Genomic DNA, 22699 nt, shown 5'->3' with positions numbered 1-22699 from the left:
AGACCCGTCGGGACGGTGGGGTCGGCCAGGCCGAGGTGGACTTCCTGTGGCCGGTTCCAGGCGAGGGCCTCGTGGGGTCGGATCGTGTTGTACTCGATCCGGTAGTCCTCGGCGTGCTTGGCGAGCATGACCGCGTCGTCGATCTCGTCGAGGTAGAGCCGCTCGTACTTCAGCGTCCCGAATCCGCGTTCGCGTGAGCCGTTCTGCCCCGGCGATCGGACGCGGGTGCGGACGTGTCGCAGTTCGGGGTGGGAGGCGATGAACGCCTCGAACCGGAACGAGCGGAAAGGGCCGCCGTTGTCGGTCACGATCGTGACCACCGGCAGCACCTCACCGGTCTCGGTGTCGACCCCGCAGCGCTCGACCAGCGGGTGCCCGAACAGGGTCTCGTAGTCGGCCAGGGCGAGCTCGACGGCCTCGATCGCGTCGAACTGGTTCGCCGTCGGTGACAGGTGCCAGCGATGCTCGAACTTCGACCAGTAGTCCCGGCACCCCGCGATCCGCCAGGTTCCACCGGCGGTGGTCTCGAACTCGGAGAAGTCGAGCTGCCAGACCTGGTTCGGGCCGGTCGGCTCCTCGGCGAACGCGGCCTTGCGACGCTCGGCGAGCTTGCGTCTCTCCCGCTGGTACTGGCCGGGCAGGATGAGCCCCTGGTCGCGCAGCCGGCGCAGCACGGTCGCCTCGGAGACGACGTGACCGTCGTGACGGACCATCGCCCAGATCTTGCGATGACCCCACACCGGGTGCTTCGCGGCATGCATGTCGATCAACGTGGCCGCGGCGTCCCGGGCCGGGCGCGGATGCGGCCGACGGGCTGGCTCGCCGACGCGGGCGCGTGACTGCCAACGCCGCCAGGTGCGTTCGGGGATGTCGAAGATCCTGCACCACCTCGCGGTCGACATCCCGGCCTCTTCCCGGATCACCTCGAGGTCCTCGAAGGGCCCAACCGGCCCTCCGCGCTCTTCTTCCAGACCCGGATCTCGACAGCGGCCTCACCGAGGGCCTGGGTCAGCTCGACGACCTCGGCCTCGAGCTGCTCCTCGCGGGACGTCGGCCCGTTGCGGCCGGTCGCCAGCGCGGTCTTGCCGGCCTCGAGGAACTCGGCCTTCCACCGGCCGATCGATTGCTCGCTGACCTTCTCGCGGCGCGCGGCCTCGGCGATCGTGAGCTCACCAGCGAGCACGCTCAACACGATCCGAGTCTTCTTCTCGACCGGAATCGAAGGGGGTCTTCCCATGGTTCTGATTCTCCTTCAGGACTGACTCAACAGCCCTGCCAAGAATCTTGACGCGCGACAATTGCGAACAAGTCGCAGCTCAACACGAACGTCCACATCAACCACCGCGCCCCGCAATCGAGCCCGTCCCTGAGCCAGGACCAGCGACTCGCCTGGATCCACGAACTCCTGACCGGCACCAGCGAAGCACTCCCCTACCGCGTCGCCGGCACACTCCTCCTGCTCTACGCCCAGCCGCTCGTCCGCGTCGTCGCCCTCACCACCGACGCCGTCGACGACGGCCGTGACGGTATGAGCATCGCGCTGGGTCGCCACCGCGTCGACGTCCTCGAGCCGTTCGCCGCTCTCGTCCGGCAGCACCAGGCCAGCCGGCCCAACCTGAGAACCGCCGGCGGTCCGGAGAGCCCGTGGCTGTTCCCCAGCAGACTCGCCGGACGTCACCTCCACCCCATCACCGTCATGGCCCGACTACGCGATCTCGGCATCAACCTGCTCGGAGCTCGCAACCGAGCCATCGGCGAACTCGTGCTCGAGTGCCCACCATCGCTCGTCGCCGACGCCCTGGGCTACAGCCACCAAGTCGCCTTTCAGCATGCCGAGAAGGCTGCCGAGCCGTGGGGACGCTACGTAGGCCGCGGGCAGAATGGCGGCTAATCCGTCACCCGCAGTCGCTGTTCGGCGCGTTTGGCTAACCCGCTTGGCGCTCCAGACCGTCCACGCCCACGAGATTGGCAGGCTAACGTGAGCAGCGTGATCGACTTGCGACTTGAGAACCACGTCTGGAGCGTCGGAGCTCAGCTCACCGCGGACCCGGCGGGGTTTGGAACCGTCTACGAGGCGGTCGGACCGAACGATGAAATAGCCGTCATCAAGCGTGTGCGAAACGACCGTGGCGCAAGCCGCGAATTGCTTTTCGGCGATGCCATTAAAGCCGACGGTGCCGAGAATGTAGTTCCGATTCTAGATAAAGCCGATCTCGGCGACGAACTTGTGCTGGTGATGCCCCGAGCTGAGCAATCCCTCGCTCAGTATCTCGAACGGGCTGACAGCCACCCGACCGGGGACGATGTCTTAGTCGTCATGACCGACGTCGCCAAGGCTCTAATATCTCTGGAAGGTCGGGTAGTTCATCGGGATATCAAACCTGCAAACATCCTCTACCTGGACGGAAACTGGTGCCTGGCAGATTTCGGCATCTCACGGTTCGCGGAGGCGACGACTGCTTCCGACACACGCAAATTCTCATGGTCGGCCCCATACGCAGCACCCGAGCAATGGAGAGCAGAGCGAGCCACCAGCGCCACGGACGTGTACTCACTGGGCGTGCTCGCCTACGAGATGTTGGCCGAACAGCGGCCGTTCCCCGGTCCGGAACGCCACCACTACCGCGATCAGCACCTCCACGCCACGCCACCGCCCCTCACGAACGGAACGACCCGACTACGGCAGATCATAGAAGACTGCCTCTTCAAGGAACCCAGCGCGCGACCGACGCCAGCAGGCCTGCTCGCCCGGCTCAATCGTGCCGACGCAGAACCGCGCGGCTCGGGAGCACGCCTCTTGGAAGAGGCGAACAGAGCTGCTGTCCAGGCGCGCGCACGTGCCGAGGCAGAATCTGCACAGCAGACAGCCGCTAAGGAAAGGCTGCAATCCCTAGCCAGCGACGGCATCCGCTCGTTCGATCGAGTCGCCGACGCCCTCCTCACAGCCCTGGCTGACGACGCACCGATAGCGTCGGTCGACCGCAAAGAGGGACGTGGCGAGATGATCTTCGTCGCGCGCCTCTCAGGCGCCACACTGGGGCTGTCGGTGCCGAAGCCTTCAGCCCAGTGGGATGGACCCTTCACTGTCGCCGCCGACGCCATCATCACGATCCGTGCCGCCCAAAGACAGTCATCAGGGTGGTTTGGACGTAGCCACTCTTTGTGGTTTTGTGATGCCCAGAGTCGTGACGAGTTTGCCTGGTTCGAAACCGCATTCTGGGACTCCGCCTTTAGTGGCGCACCCTCCGAAATTATTCCGTGCTCCATGGAACCATGGGGGTCAGAGCAGGCTTTCATGCCGGTGTTGGGTGGACTAGACCTCGCCTGGACTCTCGATCCGCTTGACCCGGATGACCCTCATGAGTTCGCTGATCGCTGGCTGGGCTGGTTTGCGCAGACAGCCATGGGCAGGCTTAACCGACCAGCCAAGATTCCCGAGCGTCGCTCGGATCTCAGCCAGCGGTGGTGGAGATCTCGGCGCTGAATGGTTGAGCACGTTTTCGTCCGCTCAACCCAGGCCATGCTGCAACTCGCCTTGCATGGTCGCATCCGGCCTACTCGGCCAGGACCGAGTCCAAACGGTCTGCATACGCACATACCTGATACGCAGAGGTACCAGTAAACCGGCTCTTCCGAGTTGGGGTGGGGGTGGGCGGCGCGCCGGTGATGGCGTGATGCGCGGGCTACAGGGGTCGAGGCCTTCAGGATCGGGAGCGACCAAGCTGACCCGACCGGAAGGCCTCGACGTTGATAGAGCCTACGGCGTGCGACGGCGCGCGCTGCGATCACGACACGGACTACTGCTCGCGCTGCGATCTGCTCGTTGGCCTTCAGGGCTTGCATGTCACCGGGGTGGAGCGGTCCGCCGCCATGGCGAGGTTGACCGTGCGGGTGGAGTCGCCGCCGGCGGTGATGGGCTGCCCGGCCTGTGGCGTGGTTTCGCACAGTCACGGCCGTCGTGAGGTCACGCTGATCGACACGCCGTGCTTCGGCCGGCCGGTCAAGGCGGTGTGGCGCAAGCGGATCTGGCGCTGCCCTGACCAGGCGTGCCCGGTGGGGGCCTTCACCGAGCAGGACGAACGGGTCGCGTTGCCGCGGGCGCTGCTGACCCGGCGGGCGGCCTGGTGGGCGATCGATCTGCTCCGTGGAGAGCATGCCTCGGTCCGTGGTCTGGCCCGCCAGCTGGGCACGACGTGGAACACCGTGTGGTCGGCGATCTGTCCGCTGCTGGAGGCGATGGCTGCCGACGAGGACCGATACGCGGGCGTGGAGCGCTTGGGTGTGGACGAGCACGTCTGGCACCACGTCAGCCAACGGCCCCACGACCAGGGCGGCCGCGGACCGAAGATGCTGACCGGGATGGTCGATCTGACCCGCCACCGCGACGCGAAGGGCACCTGGGTGGTCCGGGCCCGGCTGCTCGACCTCGTCCCGGGCCGGTCGGGCAAGGCCTACAGCGACTGGCTCCATGCGCGCGGAAAAAGCTTCCGCGACGGTGTCCGAGTCGCGACCCTCGATCCGTTCCACGGCTACAAGAACGCCATCGATGACTACCTCCAGGACGCGACCGCTGTCCTGGATGCCTTCCACGTGGTCAAGCTCGGCACCACCGCGGTCGACGACGTGCGTCGCCGTGTCCAGCAAGACACCCTTGGCCATCGCGGCCGCAAGGGCGACCCGCTGTACGGGATCCGCACCATCCTGCGCTGCGGACAGGACAAGCTCACGGGTCTGCTGAAGGTTTCGTTGACTTCGGGGTCAGGCCGCCAGGGTGACGGCGTGGTGGTGGACGAGTTCGTATTCAATCGGAGTGAGCCTGCCGAGTCGACGTTGCCGTCGTCGTCGGTGATAGGTGCGTTCGATCCAGTGCACGATCGCGAGCCGGAGCTCGTCGCGGGTAGCCCAGCGCTTCCGATCGAGCACGTTCTTCTGAAGTGTGGCGAAGAAGCTCTCCATCGCCGCGTTGTCCCCGGCAGCCCCGACGCGTCCCATGGACCCGAGGAGTCCGTAGACCTTGAGTACGCGCTGAAATTTCCGAGATCGAAATTGCGATCCTCTGTCGCTGTGGACGATGCAGCCGGCCACGACGGCCGTCCCGCCGCGGCGAGCGACCGCGTCCCGCAGGGCAGCGACGGCCAGGTCGGCGGTCATTCGGGCATCGATGGCGTAGCCGACGATCCGGCCCGAGCAGGCGTCCTTGACGGCACACAGGTAGACCTTGCCCTGGCGGGTGCGGTGCTCGGTGATATCGGTCATCCACGTCGCGTTCAGCGTCTCGGCGGTGAAGTCCCGCTCGAGCAGGTCATCGCACACCGGTGGGCCCGGCCGGCCGTAGCGCTGCCGGCGGCGCACGGTGGCCGAGAAGATCCGCTGCTGCGAGCACAGCCGCCACACCCGTCGCTCAGACACTGCGTGGCCGGCGTCCTTCAGCTCGTCGGCGATGAAGCGGTGTCCGAACTCGGGGTCGTCGGCGTGGATGTCGTAGGCGGCGTTGATCAGGTGCGCCTCCTCCAGATCACGAGCACTGACAGGGCTCGCGCGCCACTGGTAGAAGCCCTGCGTGGAGAAGCCGAGCACCCGGCAGGTCACCGCGACGGGAATCACGCCAGCGGCAAGGTCACGGACCAGCGGGTACATCATTTTGGGCGGGCCTGCCCGGGGCCGAGGTTGGCCTGGGAGAGATAGGCAGTGGCCTTGCGCAGGATCTCGTTCTCCTGCTCGAGCTCGCGGATCCGTTTGAGCATCCGGGCCTGCTCCCCGTCGCTCGCGGCGGTCTCACCGCGAGCGGGCTCGAAGCCGCGTTCTCGCAGGCGAGCCTCGTTGACCCAGGTCTGCAACGCGGACTTCGACATCCCCAGGTCGCCACAGACCTGCCGCTGCGTCATCCCCTGAGCCAGCAGCTCCAACGCGCTGGCCTTGAGCTCTTCTGAGTAGATCTTCGGCACGAGAGCCATCCTCTCCGCTCCGCAGAGCAGTCAGGAAGTCAACCGAACCCTCAGCAGACCCCACCGACCGGCAGCGCGACCGGCTCGGGCGCGCGATCGCTGCCGATGAACGCCACGACGCGGTCTATGTTGCCTGGCAGTGCGCCCAACAGCTCCGCGCTGCCTACCAGGACCCCGACCCGCCCCGCGGCAGGAAGATCGCGAAGAAGCTCCTGGTCTCGCTGCCGACCTGCCCGATCCCCGAGATCCGACGACTGGGCAAGACCCTGAAGAAATGGAGCAAGGCGTTCCTGGCCTACTTCACCACCGGCCGAGCCAACAACGGCGGAACCGAGGCCATCAACGGACTCATCGAGCTCCACCGCCGCGTCGCCCGCGGCTTCCGCAACCGCGACAACTACCGCCTCCGCATGCTCCTGATCGGCGGCGGACTCACCCACCCCCACCTCAAATAGGAAGAGCCAGTAAACCTGGCGTTGTTGCACCGCATGCACGATGAGAGTCCCGCCCTGACGGTCGCCGGCCCCCTGTCGCGTAGCGGGTGACAGGGCTTGTGACCTGCGCGGGTGGTGGCGTCAGCCGAGCGTCTACACCCTCAATGCTGAGGACCAGGCCGTTGAAGACATGCTGCTGAGCTGGCACAACCAGCAGTCGCCGCCGCGCGTCAGAGGGCGTGCATCGCTCGCCGGCGCGGAGCCTGTAGCGCCGTTGTCGAAGCGACCGGTGAGCTCGGCTCAGCGAGACGGTGTCGACAGATCGTCATTAGTCGAGTCTGCTCGTGCTGAGGCGGCGACCAGTTCGTCGTCGGCGTTGTGCACCATCTCGGAGAGCATGGTGCAGGTAACGAGCGAGACCACGTTCTCAGATTCGCCAGTTCCGATGAGCAAGGCGGTCATGACCTGGAGTTGCGAGTGCAGCGCCATGCTGAGGGGTTCGGCGAGGCCGACGAGGGTGCGGCCAGTTAGGTAGCGGACCCGGTCTTCGCCAACGACCAGGGTGTTCAGCTCGAGGCTCCGGGCCGTCGCGTGCACGTCGTGGTTCGCCCACTTGTAAAAGCTGCGGGTGTGCCGGAGGCCCGCGAGGTCCTCCAGGTCCGGGAACTGGAGTCGACGGTGGGGCTGGAAGAGGACTGCTGCCCAGCCGTAGATGCCCTTGAAGTCCTTGCCGTGGTCGGTCACCGCCTGCTCGCTGGCGTGGCGGAACTTCCTCACGAGCTCGTCGCTGAGGTCGCCGGCACCGGAGGTCTGGTAAGTGTTGGCGTCCTGGTAAGCCTGGACGCGGGCGTGGTCGACGAACCGCTGGATGAGGTCCGGGTGGTCGCCATCGGGGGCCCCGTGCTCGCTCAAGAGTGTAGCGAAGACCGAGATCTCGTGACCTGTGCGGGCTCGCGCCAACGCTCCTCTCGGTAATCCGTCGGAGGCGAGGGCGTGCACCTCGGTCATGACGCGAGACAACCGAGCCTGCAGTGCCGCCACGACCTGCAAGCGTGGGTCCACCACCGATGACGAGGAGCGCGCCTGGTTCTGGCGGCGCTCGAGCACGTGCGAGACGGTTTCGTCGGCGAGTTGGGCGACGGCGAGGTACTGATCGAGAGCCCGGCCCCACAGGCGGGCGAGCTCGGCGCGATGCTCGGTACGCTCCCGTTCGACGGCTGCCCCGATCGCGTCGGCGCGCTCGCGGGCCTCTGAGGCCAGGCCACGTCCCTCAACTTTGACGTCCTCGCTGAACCTGGCTGCCGCTTCGTCGGTCGCGTCGCTGTTGCCGACGTAATCGAGCAGCCGGGCGGTCGCGCGATTGGCAGCCGCTTCGATATCGATCGGCGACGACGCTTCCGGCTCGGTCACGGCTCGACCCTAACGGGTACACGCTCACTAGCACGGCCCCTGCGTTCCGGCGGGCACCGGCTCTCAGCTCTGCTCGACGGCCGGACCGCCGTGGTCGCCTCCCTGGCTCGACTGGTGGCGTGATTCGCTCCGAGGGCGAGAACTCAGTCGGCAACGGACCTCTGGATGGTGCCAGTATGACCGAGCTTGATACGCAGAGGTGCCATTAGCCAGGTCAGCGTGCGTGTCGGAGGCTCCCCTCGTAGAAGCCGTCGGAAGGCGGTCGGGCGTACGTGTGGGCCTGGGTGGCTCAGAGGTACTCGGCGAGCTCCTCGAGGAACTGGGTCTTCGTCCGCGCACCGGTGAGGCTCTTGACGAGTTCGCCGCCCACGAACAGGTTGAATGTGGGGATGGAGGTGACGCCGTACCTGGTGACCGTCTCGGTGTTGGCGTCGGCGTCGACCTTGACGAACTGGATCTTGTCGCCGTGCTCGGCGGCGAGCTCCTCGATGATCGGGGTCGTGCGGCGGCACGGGGCGCACCAGGTGGCCCAGATGTCGACCAGGACAGGCTTGTCGGAGCCGAGGACCGTGGCGTCGAAGGTGGCGTCGGTGATGTCGGGAACGCTGCTCATGTCGGTCCTCTCAGTGGGTGAGCGCGAGCTCGGAGGCAGTGGGCTCGGGGGTGAGCACCGGAAGGTTGGCGAGATAGCGCGCGGCGTCCAGCGCTGCGGAGCAGCCGGTGCCCGCGGCCGTGATCGCCTGTCGGTAGGTGTGGTCGACCGCGTCCCCGCACGCGAAGACGCCGGGGATGTTGGTGGTGGTCGTGGGCGCGGCCGTGAGGATGTAGCCCTCGTCGTCGAGCTCGATCTGGCCGTCGAGGACGGCTGTGCGGGGGTCGTGACCGATGGCGACGAACAGGCCGGTGACGGGCAGGTCGCGGGTCTGGCCAGTCGCTGTGTCACGGAGGGTGAGTCCTGAGACCTTGTCCTGACCGTGGATCTCGGTGACCTCGCTGTTCCAGACCAGCTGGATCTTGTCGTTCGCCAGGGCGCGGTCCGCCATGATCTTCGATGCGCGGAGGCTGTCGCGGCGGTGGATGAGGTAGACCTTGTCGGCGAACTTCGTCAGGAAGGTGGCCTCCTCCACGGCGCTGTCACCGCCGCCCACGACGGCGATCTCCTGGCCGCGGAAGAAGAACCCGTCGCAGGTCGCGCACCAGGACACTCCGCGGCCGGTCAGCCGCTCCTCGTCGTCGAGCCCGAGTTTTCGGTAGGCCGAGCCGTTGGCGAGGATCACGGACCGCGCGCGGTAGGTGGCCTCGTCGGTGGTGACGGTCTTGACCGCCCCCGTGAGGTCGACTGCGGTGGCAGTGGCGAACACTACCTCGGCCCCGAACTTCTCGGCCTGGATCTGCATCTTGTCCATGAGGTCGGGTCCCATGATCCCGTCGGGGAATCCGGGGAAGTTCTCGACCTCGGTGGTGTTCATCAGGGCGCCACCGGCGTCGAGCTCGCCGGCGATGACCAGCGGGCGCAGCTCGGCGCGGGCCGCGTAGATGGCTGCTGTGTAGCCGGCAGGGCCGGAGCCGATGATGATGACGTCGCGGACGTCCGCCGTAGCGGCAGCTGTGGTCACGGGGATCACGCCTTGACGGGCAGGAGCTCGGCGAGGAGAACCTCCACGCGGCCGCGGATCTCGTCGCGGATCGGGCGCACGGCGTCGATCCCCTGGCCCGCCGGGTCGGCCAGGGGCCAGTCCTCGTAACGCACGCCCGGGAAGAACGGGCACTCATCCCCGCAACCCATGGTGATCACCACGTCGGAGGACTGGACCTCGTCGGCCTGCAGGACCCTCGGACGCGCGGTGGTGATGTCGATACCCTCCTCGCGCATCGCCTCCACGGCGACGGGGTTGATCTGCTCCGCCGGCATGGTGCCGGCCGACCGGACCTCGACCCGGCCGTCAGACAGGGCGCTCATGTATCCGGCGGCCATCTGGGACCGCCCGGCGTTGTGGACGCAGACGAACATGACGCTGGGCTGCTTGCTCATGTGGTGACTTCCTTGGGGTGGCTGGACGTGCTGACAGTCAGGCTGGATCGAGGACCTGGGCCAGGCTCGTGACCCGGTGAGCGAGATCGTCATAGGCCGCCTCGAAGGCTTCGTTCGATCCCGTGCCGACGGGCTCCGGGACGGACCAGTGGATGTCGATCGGGATGTCGAGCTCCTCGTGCGCCCGGTCGCAGACGCTGACGATGAAGTCATCCGGGGCATGTACTGCGTCGATGTGCTGCGGGGTGGTCGACGGCATGTGCAAGCCGTGCCGGTCGGCGGTGGCGACCGCGGACGGGTTGATCCGATCGGCCGGGTGCGTGCCGGCCGAAGCCGCCGGCACTGCGCTCGCCCGCCGCCACAGGGCAGCCGCGAGGTGAGAACGGGCGGAGTTGTGGGTGCAGACGAACAGCACGCGTGGGACCACACGGGCCGGCCGGAGCGATAGGACGTCGAGCGCGCCAGGGACGAGCTGGACGTAGCTCCTTCTGCGATCGCCCTCGGACCTCTTCCGCGCGAGGATGCCCGCGCGCTCGAGGACCGCCAGGTGGTGCGCCACCAGGTTGGACGGCATGCCGATGCTTCGTGCGAGCTCGGAGGGCGCGGCATCCCCCAGGGTCAGTGTGTCGACGATCCGTAACCGGGCGGCGTCGGCAAGAGCAGAGTGGAGCCCCACCCTCTGCGAAAGCGCCTCAGTATCCATTGAGTCAATGATGGCTGAGATGGTTGGGTGCAGTCAAGTGGTACGCGTCCGGGGCTAGGGCGTGTCTCCTAACCGTTTGAGCCAGAGGGTGATGGCCCGCAGGACGGCGCCGCCGCGGTAGGTCAGGGCGAGCTTGTCGTAGCGGGTGGCCAGGCCACGCCATTGCTTGTCCTCGTTGAAGGCGCGTTCGACGACGTTGCGGCCCTTGTAGTCCTCGATGTCGTAGGTGACGGGCCGCCCGCCCTTGCGGCCACGGCGTTTGCGGTGTCCTTGCTGGTCGGACGGTTCAGGGATGACAGCGCCGATCCCGCGCCGGCGTAGGTGGTGACGGATCGCTCGGGAGGAGTAGGCCTTGTCCCCGGAGCCTGTCAAGTTGTCTGTGTAAGGGGGCCGGGTCAGAGGTGGGGGTTGATTCGGTCGGGGTAGACCAGTGAGAGCTGTTGGAGGGCCGTCTTCCAGTTCGTGGTGACAGCGCCCTCGACGAGCCGGCCCGAGGCTCGTCGCTCGGCGGCGGGTCGTCCTCGTTCCTTGGCTCGCTCGCGCGCTCTTTTGTCCTCGATGTTGCAGATCGCCAGCCACAGCAGCTTCACTGCCGCGGCGTCGTTGGGGAAATGGCCCCGGTTCTTGGTGACCTTGCGGAGCTGGTAGTTCAGCGACTCGATCGCGTTGGTCGTGTAGATGACCCGCCTGAGTTCGGGCGGGAACGCCAGGAACGGGGTGAACCGCTCCCACGCGGCGCGGAACGTCTTGACCGCCGAGGGGTAGCGACGGCCGAGCTCGCTGGCCTCGAAGGCCTCCAGCACCTCCAGGGCGGCCTCAGCGCTGGGCGCCTGGTATATCGGCCGCAGCGCGGCCGTCAGAGCCTTACGGTCCTTGTAGTTCACGAACCTCGTCGCGGCCCGGATCAGGTGGACCACGCAGGTCTGCACGGTCGCCTGGGGCCAGGTCGCTTCGACGGCCTCGGGGAACCCCGTGAGCCCATCGCAGCACACGATCAGCACGTCACGCACGCCCCTGTTGGCCAGCTCGGCGCAGACGCCGGCCCAGAACTTCGCTCCCTCGCTGGCCTGGACCCAGATACCCAGGACGTGCTTGATCCCGTCCATATCGACGCCGATGGCGAGATGGGCGGACCTGTTGCGCACGTGTCCGCCATCGCGGATCTTGACCACGATCGCGTCGAGGTAGATCACCGGATACAGCGCCTCCAACGGGCGGTGCTGCCAGGCCAGGACCTCCTCGCTGATCTGGTCCACGACCTTGGAGATCGTCTCGTAACTGATCTCGGTGCCGATCGTGGTCGCGAGGTGGTGCTCGACGTCCCGCAACGTCATCCCGCCTGCGTAGAGGCTGATGATCATGCCGTCCAGGCCATCGAGACGGCGCTGCCCCTTGGGCACCAGCATCGGCGTGAACGTCCCGTCCCGGTCCCGGGGGACGGCCAGATCGACGTCCCCGATCTGGGTCGCCACGGTCTTCGGGCTGGTCCCGTTACGCGAGTTCGGGTGCTCGGCAGCGTCCGCGTCGCCACGGTCGTAGCCCACGTGCTCGGTCAGCTCGGCACCCAGACCCCGCTCGAGCGCGGCCTTGAGCATCCCGCCGAGCAGGCCCTGCTCACCCGTGAGCGGCTCGCCGGCATCGATCTTGGCGAAGATGTCGTCCAACGCTCCAGAGCCCTTCAGACCGTCCGCGATCTCCTTCTGCCGCCGTCTGCGTTCCGCACGCTCCGGACTCTCCTTGGTCATGGTCACAGCATGTTCTCCTTCGAACGCTGACCCCACCCCTTACACAAACCATCTGACACGCCCTGTCCCCGCGGACCCGCTCTGGTCGGGTCCTGGGCCGGCCCGACTCGCAGCGAGCGACGCGCAGGTGGCCCATGAGCACCGGGAACATCGGCGCATCACCGCCCTGGCCCGGGCCCACCAGCACGACCAGCGGAAGCCCGCGGCCATCGACGAGGTGGTGGATCTTGGTGCTCAACCCTCCACGGGAGCGTCCGACTGCGTGGTTAGCGGGCTCGATGAGCAGATTCGTGTAGTTCGACGGTGCCCCCTGTGTCCCGCGGGAGGTTCGTGGCGTGCTGATGGGCGCGATTGACCGTGGCGTCCACGCTCACCGCCCAGTCGATCTCCCCGACCGCGTCGGCCTCGGCCAGCAGCACCGCATGGATCTGGTCCCACGTGCCGTCGCTACTGAACCGGCGGTGCCGCTTCCACACCGTCTGCCACGGTCCGAAGCACTCGGGCAGGTCCCGCCACGGAGAGCCCGTGCGGAACCGCCAAGCGATCCCTTCCACGACCTGGCGGTGGTCCTGGAACGGACGACCTCCCTTGCGAGACGGGGCCGGCATCAGCGGTTCGATCCGAGCCCACGCAGCATCCGACAACACACGAGTCCGCGACATGACCCCCACCCTGCCGCCCGCAACCCCAACCAGTTAGGAGACACGCCCTAGGCGCTGCGCGTCAGGAGCTGGGCTCACCAGGCAACGCGTGGTTCGCAGCGTCACTCAGGGCGGCACCGAGCTCGCGCAGCGCTCCGGGCAGAAGGCGGTAGTGCACCCAGGTACCTCGGCGTTCCCCCTCGATCAGCCCGGCCTCACGAAGGACCTTCAAGTGGTGGGAGACGGTCGACTGGCTCAGCCCGAGCGGCTCGGTCAGGTCACAGACGCAGGCGCTGTCCCCAGGGTGTCCGCCGATACTGGCAAGGAGACGCAACCTGGTCGGGTCACCAAGGGCCTTGAACGCCCTGCTCAGGGCGGCCACTTCCTCGACTACTACGTGCTCACGCACCACTACCGGGCAGCAGTCGTCGGCCGCGGCGAGCGGAGCAGCCAACGTCGTCGGGTTCGTCATGCTCCCAGTATGGCCCGTGAATCGACAGCGGTCGATCTAAGGGTTTACGCTCGTCCTTGCATCGATCAATCTCGATCCATCTAGGGAGTCATCATGAGCACCATCGAGGTCTACGAGTCGGCCATGTGCTGCAGCACGGGCGTGTGCGGTCCTGACGTCCCGCAGGAGCTGGTGAACTTCTCGGCCGATGTGGACTGGCTCAAGAACCAGGGAGCCACCGTGAACCGCTTCAACCTCGGCAGCGAGGCACAGGCCTTCGCCGAGAATCCCCAGGTCCTGCAGTTCCTCAAGGTCTCCGGCTCCGAGCAGCTCCCGCTCGTGCTCGTGGACGGCACCGTCGCACGGACGGGCGCCTACCCCGCCCGTGCAGAGCTCGCCCGCTGGGCCGGCATCGAGGACGACGAGACCGCCGCTCCGGCGCCCAGCGGGCGGCCCGAGCTGTCGATGGTCCCGGCCAGCGGCGGCTGCTGCGGCGGCGGATCCACCGGCTGCTGAACCGCCGTCCCTCGCTGCCCCGACACTCGACCAGAGCTCCTGAAAGGCTTCTAGTGATCCCGACCTTCCTCACCGACGCCCCCCGCTACCTGTTCCTCACCGGCAAGGGCGGCGTCGGCAAGACGTCGATCGCTTGTGCCAGTGCGATGCACCTCGCCCGGGCCGGACGGTCGGTGCTCCTGGTGAGCACCGACCCGGCCTCCAACGTGGGTCAGGTGTTCGACACGGCGATCGGCAACACGATCACCGAGATCGCCGCCGTGCCCGGCCTGTCCGCGCTCGAGATCGACCCCGCGGAGGCCGCGACCACCTACCGGGAGAGCATCGTCGGGCCCGTGAGGGGCATCTTGCCCGAGCCCGAGGTCGATCTCATCGAGGAACAGCTCTCGGGGGCGTGCACCACCGAGATCGCTTCGTTCAACGAGTTCACCGGCCTGCTCACCGACACGCAGACCACCGCCGCGTTCGACCACGTCGTGTTCGATACCGCCCCGACCGGCCACACGATCCGCCTGCTTCAGCTTCCCGGGTCATGGACGGACTACCTCGACGAGGGCAAGGGGGATGCGTCGTGCCTGGGGCCGCTCTCCGGCCTTGAGCGCCAACGCTCGACCTACGCCGAAGCCGTCGACGCTCTCGGAGACCCGGCACGCACCCGTCTCGTGCTCGTCGCCAGGCCGCAGACCGGCGCTGTCACCGAGATCGCGAGAACCCACGGGGAGCTTGCCGAGCTCGGTCTGCGTCAGCAGCACGTCGTCGTCAACGCTGTGCTGCCGCCCCCGGGCGACGGCGACGTGCTGGCACGCGCCGTCCACGACCGCGAACAGGCCGTGCTGAACGACCTGCCCAAGGCGCTGCGCGGCCTCCCGACCGATCTCCTTCCGCTCAGGGCCGACAACATGGTCGGCCTCGACGCGCTCACCAGACTTTTCGACGAGGCCAGTACCAGCCGCGAGGCACCCATCGAGGAGGCCCCGGCCGGACTTCCTGCCGGCACCGACGACCTCGAAACCCTCGTCGACGAGCTCGCGCAGCAGGACCATGGCCTGCTCATGTTCATGGGCAAGGGCGGGGTCGGCAAAACCACCATCGCCTCGGCCGTCGCCGTCGCCCTCGCCGAACGGGGGCGCGACGTCCACCTCACCACGACCGATCCGGCCGCCCACCTGGCTGACACCCTCGACGAGGCGGTGGACGGGCTTCAGGTCTCGCGCATCGACCCGGACGAGGCCACGCGCACGTACCGTGAGACGGTGCTCCGGAACCGTGGTGCGGCGCTCGACGAGGCCGGCCGGGCCGCGCTCGAGGAGGACCTGCGTTCGCCGTGCACCGAAGAGATCGCCGTCTTCCAGGCCTTCTCCCGGGCCGTCAACGAAGCGCGCCGGCGCTTCGTCGTCATGGACACCGCCCCCACCGGGCACACCCTCCTCCTGCTCGACGCGACCGGCTCCTACCACCGCGACGTCGTACGCCAGATGGGCGACAGCAACAACGTCATCACCCCGATGATGCGCCTCCAGGACCCCGAGCACACCAAGGTCGTTGTGATCACGCTGCCTGAGACCACACCGGTTCTCGAAGCGACGCACCTGCAGGACGATCTGCGGCGCGCGGGCATCGAGCCATGGGGATGGGTCGTCAACAACTCCCTCACCGCCGCACAGACCACCAACGCCCTGCTCCTCAAGCGCGCAGGCAACGAACGCGCAGAGCTGGAGCAGGTCCTTGCCACCGCCGAGCGGTGCGCCGTCCTGCCGCTCCTCCCAGCCGAGCCCATCGGTATCGCCGGACTTCGCGAACTCAGCCAGCGCGATCGAACCGTCGAGATGGTGCCCACGTCGGCGTGACGTGTCCAGGAGCGACGCCCGGCGGGCCAGGCCGGGCGTCGCTCGGACGAAACACGAGCCGGCGATAGCGACTCCCCCGTGCGCGTTTCGCGACCGAGGACCTACGGGCCGCCGACCACCGTCACCCCATGTCCCCTGGTTCGACTCGCTGTCGCTGTCGCTGTCGCTGCCCGCCTCCGCCAGCACCTCGAAAGGTGACTCGACGTCGCCGCGCCAGGCCCCGATGCCTGTCCTGTTCGCAGTGTCAGAACAGAGAACCCGGCACGTCTCGATACGCAGGGGTGCCAATAAGAGTGAGGCCCGCCCTCCTCCGACCGCCCGGCCGAACTGGCGTCAACCGGTCCCGGCACCACTCCGGTCACGCCGCTGGTCCCAGCCCGTCGAGGAAGGCGACCGCACGCTCGACGACGAGCCTGGTCGCGTCGGCGTCGAACCCTGCTGACGACGAGTCCGTGAACAGGTGGGCGTTCCCCGGGTACGTGAACAGCTCGCCGCTGTCGGGACCGACGGAGCTCACGATCGCCCGGGCCGCGTCGATGTCACCCTCGTGCGTGAAGAATTCGTCGTCGTCCATCCCGTGGATCTGGACAGGAACGCCGGTCGGCCAGGGCCCGGTCGCCCACTCCCCCGACACAGGCAGAGCGCCCTCGAGGAAGAGCGCACCGCGAGCGTCCCCACGCTCCTGAAGCACCCGCTGCGCGGCCATCACCCCCAGCGAGATCCCCGCGTACACCGGCCGCGGTACCTGAGCGACCGCGCGCGCCGCACGGGCCAGCACCTCGTCCTCGGCGATCGCGGAGAACGCGGCGAAGCCGTCCTCGATGCTCGAGAACGTCCGGCCGTCGAACAGGTCCGGCGTTGTCACCGAGTGCCTGCCGCCGGCCCGCAGGCGTTCGGCAAGCTCCCGCACCCCCTCGGTCAGCCCCAGGACGTGGTGGAACAGCACGACGTCGACCATGACGACCCCCTCGCCTCGGCGCGGCCACCGGGCGGGTCGCGTCCGGGCGCGACGATACGCCCGAGCACCGACAGTCGTGCGCCTGAGCGTCGCCGCCACCAGGGCACCCGCGGGCGGACCACGACCGGCCGTCCGGATCTCATACCAGCGGACGATGTTTCGGCTCATCGTCCGGGCCTAGATTGATTGACTGCCAGGAAAACGCTTTCCACGCTAGGAGCGCGACGATGACGTCCACACGGCAGAACTCCACCCGGCACCACAGACGGCCCCGACGACGGCGAACGGCGGTGACGATCGCTGCCGGCGCTGCCATGTGCGCCACGCTCGTATTGGCGCCCGCCGCCCAGGCGGACGAGCCCGTCGGCGATCCTCTGCTCAATCCCCTTCCCGACCCCACCCTGACGACCCTCGCCATCGAGGTGGAGGAGCTCGTCCAGCTCCCCGAGTCCTCCCCCACCCCGGAGCCCACCGACGAGCGGCTGATCCGGCACAACCGGATCACCCACCTCGACGAGGTGCCCGACGACTCCGGCCGGCTCATGGTCGTCGACATGAACGAGATCCTGTACCTGGTCGACCGAGACACCGGCGAGTACGTGGACTACCTCAACGTCCGGGACCACTTCGCGGACAACTTCCACAACCACGCCGGCCTCGGCACGGGCTTCGGCTTCGCGGAGTTCCACCCCGACTTCGCCGATAACGGCATCTTCTACACAGTGCACACCGAGGGCGGCACCGCGCTCACGGAGGACGAGCCGGACTTCCCCGAGTACGGCGGTACCGCGTTCCACAGCGTCATCACCGAGTGGACGGCCGACGATCCGTCGGCCGAGACGTTCTCCGGGACGAGCCGCGAGCTCATGCGGATCCCGTTCGCCGGCCGCGTCCACACGGTCCAGCAGATCGCCTTCAACCCCACGGTCGAGCCGGGAGACCCTGACCACGGGATGCTCTACATCCTCGTGGGCGACGGCGGCAACGGCGTCGACAACGGCAATCCGCAGGACCTCGCGACCCCGCAGGGCACGATCTTCCGCATCGACCCGCTGGGCGAGGACAGCGCCAACGGGGAGTACGGGATCCCGGCGGACAATCCCTTCGTCGGCACCGAGGGCGCGCTCGAGGAGATCTACGCCGTCGGCATGCGCGACCCACACCGCATCAGCTGGGACACCGCCGGCGAGCACGCGATGTACCTCGGGCACATCGGTGAGTGGCAGGTGGAGTCGATCTACGAGGTCGAGTCCGGGGACAACTTCGGCTGGTCCGAGCGCGAGGGCTCCTTCCTCGCCCACGACCGCCAGATCTACCCCCTTCCCGACGACGACGCCGGCTACACCTACCCGGTCGCCGCGTACGACCACAACCGCGACCCGGGCCAGACCGGCGATGCCGGCGTGGCGGTCAACGGCGGGTTCGTCTACCGCGGGTCGATCCCCGAGCTCCAGGGCAGGTACCTGTTCACCGACCTCGTCCGGGGGTGGATCCTCTCGACGAACGCCGACGAGATGCACCGCAACGACGGGGACCCACACGACCTCGCACCGATCGAGGAGCTCCGCGTCATCCACGAGGGAGTCGAGACGACGTTCGCCGAGCTCGTCGGTGACACGCGTGTCGACCTGCGCTTCGGCGCCGACGCCTCCGGCGAGCTGTACCTCGTCTCCAAGGCCGACGGCCGCATCTGGAGCGTGACCGGGGCCCACGAGGTGCCGGAGACCAACGTGCTGCCCGAGCTCGCGCGCAACGTGGTCAGCCACTACACGTTCGACCACCCCGTGGCCGACGCGCCTGCGTGGGAGGACGACCTGGGCCGCTCGGGCACGGACATCGAGCTCGTCAACGGCGGGGAGCTCATGCGCGTCGCCGACGCGGCCTACCCCGGCGCCGGACTCGCGCTGCAGACCCAGCAGCTGAGCCCGGACACCGCGTCGAACGACGACTGGAAGGCCGGCGTCTACGACCCCGAGGGGGTCGACTCGCTCGACGCGCTGGCGGACGCGGGGCAGATATCGATTATGGGCTGGTTCAAGCCCACCGGCGACCACCCCGTGCCCAACTCCGAGTCCACGGACCCGGACGACGTGTTCAACGCGATCGGTCTCGCGGGAGTGCTGTCGGGCGACTCGGACGGGCACGGCGTCCGCGCCCTGCTCGAGGTCATCGAGGTCGACGGCGAGCTGAGGCTCGTCGCGCTCGGCCGCCGCGTCGACGGCGCCGGATCGTGGACCTACGCCGCCACGATGCCGTGGGACGAGATCCTCGCCCGCAACGAGTGGGTGCACCTCGCCGCGACCTTCGACTACGAGGCCGGCGAGATGCGCCTCTTCATGAACGGCGAGGAGCTCGAGGGCGAGTACACCGCGGACAACCCGTGGGGCGAGGGAACGACCTCGGGCACCAACCCTGCCGGCATCAAGATCGGCGGCAGCTTCCCCCAGAACGACCGGGAGCGCAACGCGTTCGACGGCCGCATGGACGACATCGTCATCCTCGACGCCGTGCCCACGCCGGAGCAGATAGCGGCGCAGTACGCGGCCTACGGCGCTGAGCCCGTCGATCCACCGTCCACGCCCGAGTGCACCTTCGACACCGAGGTCACCGGCCTCATGGCCGAGGAGAACTGGACGCCGCGCACGCCGGAGATCTGGGACTTCCCCGGCGACATGATCACGATGACCGGTCCCGGCACCGACCCGGGCGACGGCATCCGCCGTCCGTTCGAGTACGCCCTGCTCGCCGCGGGCGACCCGGTCGGAACGGTGCAGGTCGAGGCCGAGGTCCGGCTGGATGCACCACCGTCGGTCAACAACCGCGACATCATCCTCGTGTTCGGGCAGCGGTCCGACACGGAGTACTACTACGCGCACCTGTCGCAGGACAACACGATCTACGCGCACAACGGGATCTTCCTCGTCGACGGCGCCGATCGTCTGCGGATCGACGACCAGTGGGACGAGGAGGCCTCGGTCGGCGCTCCTCCGGCGATCACCGACGACGCCTGGCACGACGTCCGCCTCGTGCACTGCGCCGAGACCGGCGAGATCGCGGTCTGGGTCGACGGACTCGACGACCCCCTCATGACGGCGACCGACACGACGTTCGGCTCCGGTCGCGTGGGGTTCGGCTCGTTCGACAACACCGGGAGCATGCGTGACCTCGTGGTCTCCACGCAGTCCGACGACGAGGAGCCGCCGGTGGAGCCGGAGCCGGTTCCGCCGTCGGCGGGGCGTGGGTTCTACCTGAACGACGGGTGGGGGATCTGGGCGGATCACGAGTTCAGCTTCGGTCGTCCGGGTGACGAGGTGCTCGTGGGTGACTGGGACGGCGACGGTTCCGACACGCTGGCCGTGCGCCGTGGGAACGCCTACTACCTGTCCAACTCGCTGTACGGCGGGGCGGCCGAGGTCGAGCTGACCTACGGACGGGCCAGTGATTCGGTGCTGGTGGGTGACTGGGACGGCGACGGCAGTGACTCGTTCGCGGTGCGCCGGGGGAACAGCTACTTCCTCACCAACAGCCTGACCGGCGGCAACGCCGACGCGGAGCTGGACTACGGCCGCGCCGACGACACCGTGCTCGTCGGGGACTACGACGGCGACGCCGTCGACACGTTCACGGTCCGTCGCGGGAACACGTACTACGTGTCGAACTCGCTGAGCACCGGTTGGGCGGATAGCGAGCTCGACTACGGGCGGGCCGGTGATCAGGTGCTGGTCGGTGACTGGGACGGCGACGCCGTGGACACCTTCGCGGTGCGCCGGGGCAACCTCTACCTGGTGTCGAACTCCTTGACCTCGACGGTGGCCGACACCGAGGTCCGGTACGGCCGGGCCGGCGACGAGGTGTTCGTCGGTGACTGGAACGGCGACGGCTCCGACACCCTCGGAGTCCGCCGCTGACCCAGGACCCGGTGCCGATAGCTGGCGAGTGAGCGGACTTCTGCTCCACCAGTGAGCGGAGTCCTGCTCCACGGATAGGCGCCGCCCGGATCTCGGTCCGGGCGGCGCTCACCGGTCGGGCGGGCCCCGCACCCTGATGGGGTGCGGTGCCCGCCCTTCGCCGTCGTCGCGATGCCCGTCGCCGGGGCGGTGTGGTCGGTGAGTCAGCGGGGTAACCATCGAGGCAGTGCCCCCGGAGGACTGACTCAATGGTTACCTGATTGACTGGGTGACGGCGCCTCGGCACGACACGGCGCAACCGCTCCCCAACCGGCAGAACCCCGCTCACTCGCCACACGGAACGGACCGAACCCCGCTCACTCGCCACACGCGCCGGGCAGAAGTCCGCTCACTCGCCGGCACGGACGTGCGTATGTGCGCGACGACGCCCGTGCCGTGACCTACCGTGGAGGCGTGCCACGCGCGCCTCACGCGCCGCGCCGATCCGATCGAGGAGGACACGCCATGTGGCCGTTCAGTCGTCGTACCGGCAGTGACGGTCGTGACCGGACGCCGCGCGAGCGCGGGAGGGGTGCGGCGGACGCACGGTCCGGACGGTCGTCGGGTCTGGACGCCGTCCCGGCCGGTCCCTCCCCCGCCGACCTTGCCGACGACGCGCCGCTCACCCGGCAGCTGGCCGCCCTCGCCGCGATGGGTCTCCACCTTCGGGAGGGTGTCAGCCACGACGACCTCCGCCTCCGACTCGCCGCGGCCGACCGCGCCCCCCTGCCGTTCCAGCTCCTCCTGCACGGTGCCGGCGCATCGTTCGACCGCCCGGTGCGTGAGCTCGTCGTCGGCGATGCAGTGCTGCCGGCCACCGCCACGGAGGACGAGGTCGCCGCGTCCGTGCACCGCACCCTGCACATGGCGGAGGACGCGCTGGGCGCGTCGGGGCACGTGGGCACGGTCGAGGTCATGCTCGACGACGGCGCCTCCGGCTCGGTCACAGTCACCCTCGGCGGCACCCCCGTCGCCGTCCCGCTCGAGGGCCGGGAGATCGCCCCCGTGCTCGACACTCTCCTCGACCGGATGGTCCCGCCGAGGCTGGTGACCATCCCCCTGCTGCGCTCCGACTCCGACCCGGCCACCGTCCCGGACGCCTCCGACGCGGGACCGAGGAGGGGCGCCACGTACCGCCGACTCGTCGTGCCGAAGGAGCACGGTCAGCAGGCCCGGTCGATCGCCGTGCGCCTCTCCCGCGCGCCCGAGGTCCGATTCGCGCTCGCCGACGTCCCCCCGTCGATCAGCGAAACGACCGAGGACCCGACGATCGGTGAGGCCGACCGTCCGCCCGGGACCTCCACCCGCGCCACGTCCACGACGCCGCCCGCCGTCGTCGACGCCTCTCCGGCCGACCTCGGAGCGACCGCTGCCGGATCCACCGCGGACGGCACGAGCGCGCCCGTACCCGTCTCCCCCGACGTGGCCGGCGCCCCGGGTACCGCATCCGGCCCCGCCGGGCCCCGCCCGGGTGGAGCTGCTCGTGGCGCCGACGCAGCACCTCCCGACCCGGAGACCGTCGAGTCCAACCGCCGCAGGCTCTCCGCGCTCGTGGAGTCGGGCCTCCGCCTCGATCCGAGGCTGTCCGTCGACGACGTCGCCGGAGCCGTCGTACCATCCGCCGACCCGGCCGACTGGGACCCGTTTCTCGACGCCGTCGTGCACCACCCGGTGCGCGGCGACATCCGCGCGTGGGCGAACGTGTACCGGTTCCCGCCGGAGGACACGATGACCGACTCCTCGGACGACTGGATGCGGGTCGTCGGGGACATCGCGCGCACCGCGGGCACGTGGGACCGGCTCACCGAATCCCGCGTGGTCTACGAGGCGTCCGGCGAGATCCCCGCCGGCATCGACCTCGTGCTCGGGGGCACCCGGCTCCGGGTCGAGGCGGACGTCTGGGGCGCACTCATCGATCTCGTCGCGGTCGCACGGCTGTGCGAGGCCCTCACGCCGAACGGCCGTGCCACGGTGCACCTGCCCAACCATGCCGCCTGGGTTCAGCCTCGTCGTGCGGAATCCCTCTCGCGGCTCATCGGCGACTACTGACCGGCCGTCGCCGGGGGCCGC

The 22699-nt window shown here is 68.5% G+C and carries 15 protein-coding genes and 6 pseudogenes; 8 read left to right on the top strand and 13 right to left on the bottom strand.

Features of this window, described 5'->3' with window-relative positions:
* Positions 1-107: 107 nt before the first annotated feature.
* Together AC24HA_RS09835 and AC24HA_RS09830 are read right to left on the bottom strand one after the other, a co-directional pair.
* Positions 108-761: pseudogene (locus AC24HA_RS09835) on the bottom strand (IS3 family transposase); the annotation flags it as partial.
* A gap of 158 nt (positions 762-919) precedes the next feature.
* On the bottom strand, positions 920-1237 hold the full coding sequence (locus tag AC24HA_RS09830; RefSeq protein WP_143914768.1) for a transposase: 318 nt from the start codon (positions 1235-1237) through the stop codon (positions 920-922).
* Positions 1238-1528: 291 nt separating this feature from the next.
* Here AC24HA_RS09830 and AC24HA_RS09825 point away from each other — a divergent pair, with 291 nt between their 5' ends.
* From AC24HA_RS09825 to AC24HA_RS09815, 3 genes and pseudogenes are all read left to right on the top strand, one after another.
* Positions 1529-1891 (top strand): hypothetical protein, encoded by a 363-nt coding sequence (locus AC24HA_RS09825; RefSeq protein ID WP_487563496.1) that lies wholly within the window; start codon positions 1529-1531, stop codon positions 1889-1891.
* Positions 1892-1987: 96 nt separating this feature from the next.
* Positions 1988-3484 (top strand): serine/threonine protein kinase, encoded by a 1497-nt coding sequence (locus AC24HA_RS09820; protein WP_487563495.1) that lies wholly within the window; start codon positions 1988-1990, stop codon positions 3482-3484.
* A gap of 386 nt (positions 3485-3870) precedes the next feature.
* Positions 3871-4668: pseudogene (locus AC24HA_RS09815) on the top strand (transposase); the annotation flags it as partial.
* Between the two features lie 90 nt (positions 4669-4758).
* Here the strand turns inward: AC24HA_RS09815 and AC24HA_RS09810 are convergent.
* Positions 4759-5945: pseudogene (locus tag AC24HA_RS09810) on the bottom strand (IS3 family transposase).
* A gap of 62 nt (positions 5946-6007) precedes the next feature.
* On the opposite strand from AC24HA_RS09810, the pseudogene AC24HA_RS09805 reads away from it, so the two are divergent.
* Positions 6008-6400 (top strand): annotated as a pseudogene (locus tag AC24HA_RS09805) (ISL3 family transposase); the annotation flags it as partial.
* Positions 6401-6679: 279 nt separating this feature from the next.
* On the opposite strand, the gene AC24HA_RS09800 reads toward AC24HA_RS09805, so the two are convergent.
* The 9 genes and pseudogenes from AC24HA_RS09800 to AC24HA_RS09760 all read right to left on the bottom strand — a co-directional run bounded on the left by AC24HA_RS09800 (position 6680) and on the right by AC24HA_RS09760 (position 13382).
* A complete protein-coding gene (locus tag AC24HA_RS09800) occupies positions 6680-7789 on the bottom strand; it encodes a DUF5677 domain-containing protein (RefSeq protein ID WP_425710280.1) in 1110 nt (369 codons plus the stop codon).
* A 289-nt stretch (positions 7790-8078) separates the two neighbouring features.
* Positions 8079-8402, bottom strand: coding sequence for a thioredoxin (gene trxA / locus AC24HA_RS09795; protein ID WP_425710279.1), 324 nt, complete (start codon positions 8400-8402; stop codon positions 8079-8081).
* 10 nt (positions 8403-8412) lie between these two features.
* Positions 8413-9405, bottom strand: a complete 993-nt coding sequence (gene trxB / locus AC24HA_RS09790; protein WP_425710278.1) for a thioredoxin-disulfide reductase — start codon at positions 9403-9405, stop codon at positions 8413-8415.
* Between the two features lie 5 nt (positions 9406-9410).
* Positions 9411-9821 (bottom strand): arsenate reductase ArsC, encoded by a 411-nt coding sequence (locus AC24HA_RS09785; protein ID WP_425710277.1) that lies wholly within the window; start codon positions 9819-9821, stop codon positions 9411-9413.
* A 37-nt stretch (positions 9822-9858) separates the two neighbouring features.
* Positions 9859-10524 (bottom strand): arsenate reductase/protein-tyrosine-phosphatase family protein, encoded by a 666-nt coding sequence (locus AC24HA_RS09780; protein ID WP_425710276.1) that lies wholly within the window; start codon positions 10522-10524, stop codon positions 9859-9861.
* Between the two features lie 54 nt (positions 10525-10578).
* Positions 10579-10950 (bottom strand): annotated as a pseudogene (locus tag AC24HA_RS09775) (transposase); the annotation flags it as partial.
* A complete protein-coding gene (locus AC24HA_RS09770; protein ID WP_463649307.1) occupies positions 10920-12269 on the bottom strand; it encodes an IS256 family transposase in 1350 nt (449 codons plus the stop codon). The gene AC24HA_RS09770 and the pseudogene AC24HA_RS09775, both read right to left, overlap by 31 nt.
* A 19-nt stretch (positions 12270-12288) precedes the next feature.
* Positions 12289-12931, bottom strand: a pseudogene (locus AC24HA_RS09765) (IS5 family transposase); the annotation flags it as partial.
* 61 nt (positions 12932-12992) lie between these two features.
* Positions 12993-13382 carry an ArsR/SmtB family transcription factor gene (locus AC24HA_RS09760; protein ID WP_425708798.1) on the bottom strand — a complete coding sequence of 130 codons (390 nt, stop codon included), beginning with the start codon at positions 13380-13382 and terminating at the stop codon, positions 12993-12995.
* 93 nt (positions 13383-13475) lie between these two features.
* Here AC24HA_RS09760 and arsD point away from each other — a divergent pair, with 93 nt between their 5' ends.
* Together arsD and arsA are read left to right on the top strand one after the other, a co-directional pair.
* On the top strand, positions 13476-13877 hold the full coding sequence (gene arsD / locus AC24HA_RS09755; RefSeq protein WP_425708799.1) for an arsenite efflux transporter metallochaperone ArsD: 402 nt from the start codon (positions 13476-13478) through the stop codon (positions 13875-13877).
* 53 nt (positions 13878-13930) lie between these two features.
* On the top strand, positions 13931-15724 hold the full coding sequence (gene arsA, locus AC24HA_RS09750; protein ID WP_425708800.1) for an arsenical pump-driving ATPase: 1794 nt from the start codon (positions 13931-13933) through the stop codon (positions 15722-15724).
* Between the two features lie 358 nt (positions 15725-16082).
* Here arsA and AC24HA_RS09745 read toward each other — a convergent pair whose 3' ends face one another.
* Entirely contained in the window at positions 16083-16682 is a 600-nt protein-coding gene (locus tag AC24HA_RS09745) for a dienelactone hydrolase family protein (RefSeq protein ID WP_425708801.1), read from the bottom strand.
* Between the two features lie 290 nt (positions 16683-16972).
* Here AC24HA_RS09745 and AC24HA_RS09740 point away from each other — a divergent pair, with 290 nt between their 5' ends.
* Together AC24HA_RS09740 and AC24HA_RS09735 are read left to right on the top strand one after the other, a co-directional pair.
* Positions 16973-20590 carry a PQQ-dependent sugar dehydrogenase gene (locus AC24HA_RS09740; RefSeq protein ID WP_425708802.1) on the top strand — a complete coding sequence of 1206 codons (3618 nt, stop codon included), beginning with the start codon at positions 16973-16975 and terminating at the stop codon, positions 20588-20590.
* A 690-nt stretch (positions 20591-21280) separates the two neighbouring features.
* Entirely contained in the window at positions 21281-22678 is a 1398-nt protein-coding gene (locus AC24HA_RS09735; RefSeq protein WP_425708803.1) for a hypothetical protein, read from the top strand.
* The last annotated feature ends 21 nt before the right edge of the window (positions 22679-22699 follow it).

This window comes from Georgenia sp. Z1491, from assembly GCF_057652395.1.
This window is presented reverse-complemented; position numbering and strand designations above follow the sequence as displayed.

Bases quoted from the DNA above. Each gene is read 5' to 3' on its own strand.
- AC24HA_RS09830 (WP_143914768.1), bottom strand. From the start codon at position 1,237: ATGGGAAGACCCCCTTCGATTCCGGTCGAGAAGAAGACTCGGATCGTG.
- AC24HA_RS09825 (WP_487563496.1), top strand. From the start codon at position 1,529: ATGAGCATCGCGCTGGGTCGCCACCGCGTCGACGTCCTCGAGCCGTTC.
- trxA (WP_425710279.1), bottom strand. From the start codon at position 8,402: ATGAGCAGCGTTCCCGACATCACCGACGCCACCTTCGACGCCACGGTC.
- AC24HA_RS09785 (WP_425710277.1), bottom strand. From the start codon at position 9,821: ATGAGCAAGCAGCCCAGCGTCATGTTCGTCTGCGTCCACAACGCCGGG.
- AC24HA_RS09780 (WP_425710276.1), bottom strand. From the start codon at position 10,524: ATGGATACTGAGGCGCTTTCGCAGAGGGTGGGGCTCCACTCTGCTCTT.
- AC24HA_RS09770 (WP_463649307.1), bottom strand. From the start codon at position 12,269: ATGACCAAGGAGAGTCCGGAGCGTGCGGAACGCAGACGGCGGCAGAAG.
- AC24HA_RS09760 (WP_425708798.1), bottom strand. From the start codon at position 13,382: ATGACGAACCCGACGACGTTGGCTGCTCCGCTCGCCGCGGCCGACGAC.
- arsD (WP_425708799.1), top strand. From the start codon at position 13,476: ATGAGCACCATCGAGGTCTACGAGTCGGCCATGTGCTGCAGCACGGGC.
- AC24HA_RS09745 (WP_425708801.1), bottom strand. From the start codon at position 16,682: ATGGTCGACGTCGTGCTGTTCCACCACGTCCTGGGGCTGACCGAGGGG.
- AC24HA_RS09735 (WP_425708803.1), top strand. From the start codon at position 21,281: ATGGGTCTCCACCTTCGGGAGGGTGTCAGCCACGACGACCTCCGCCTC.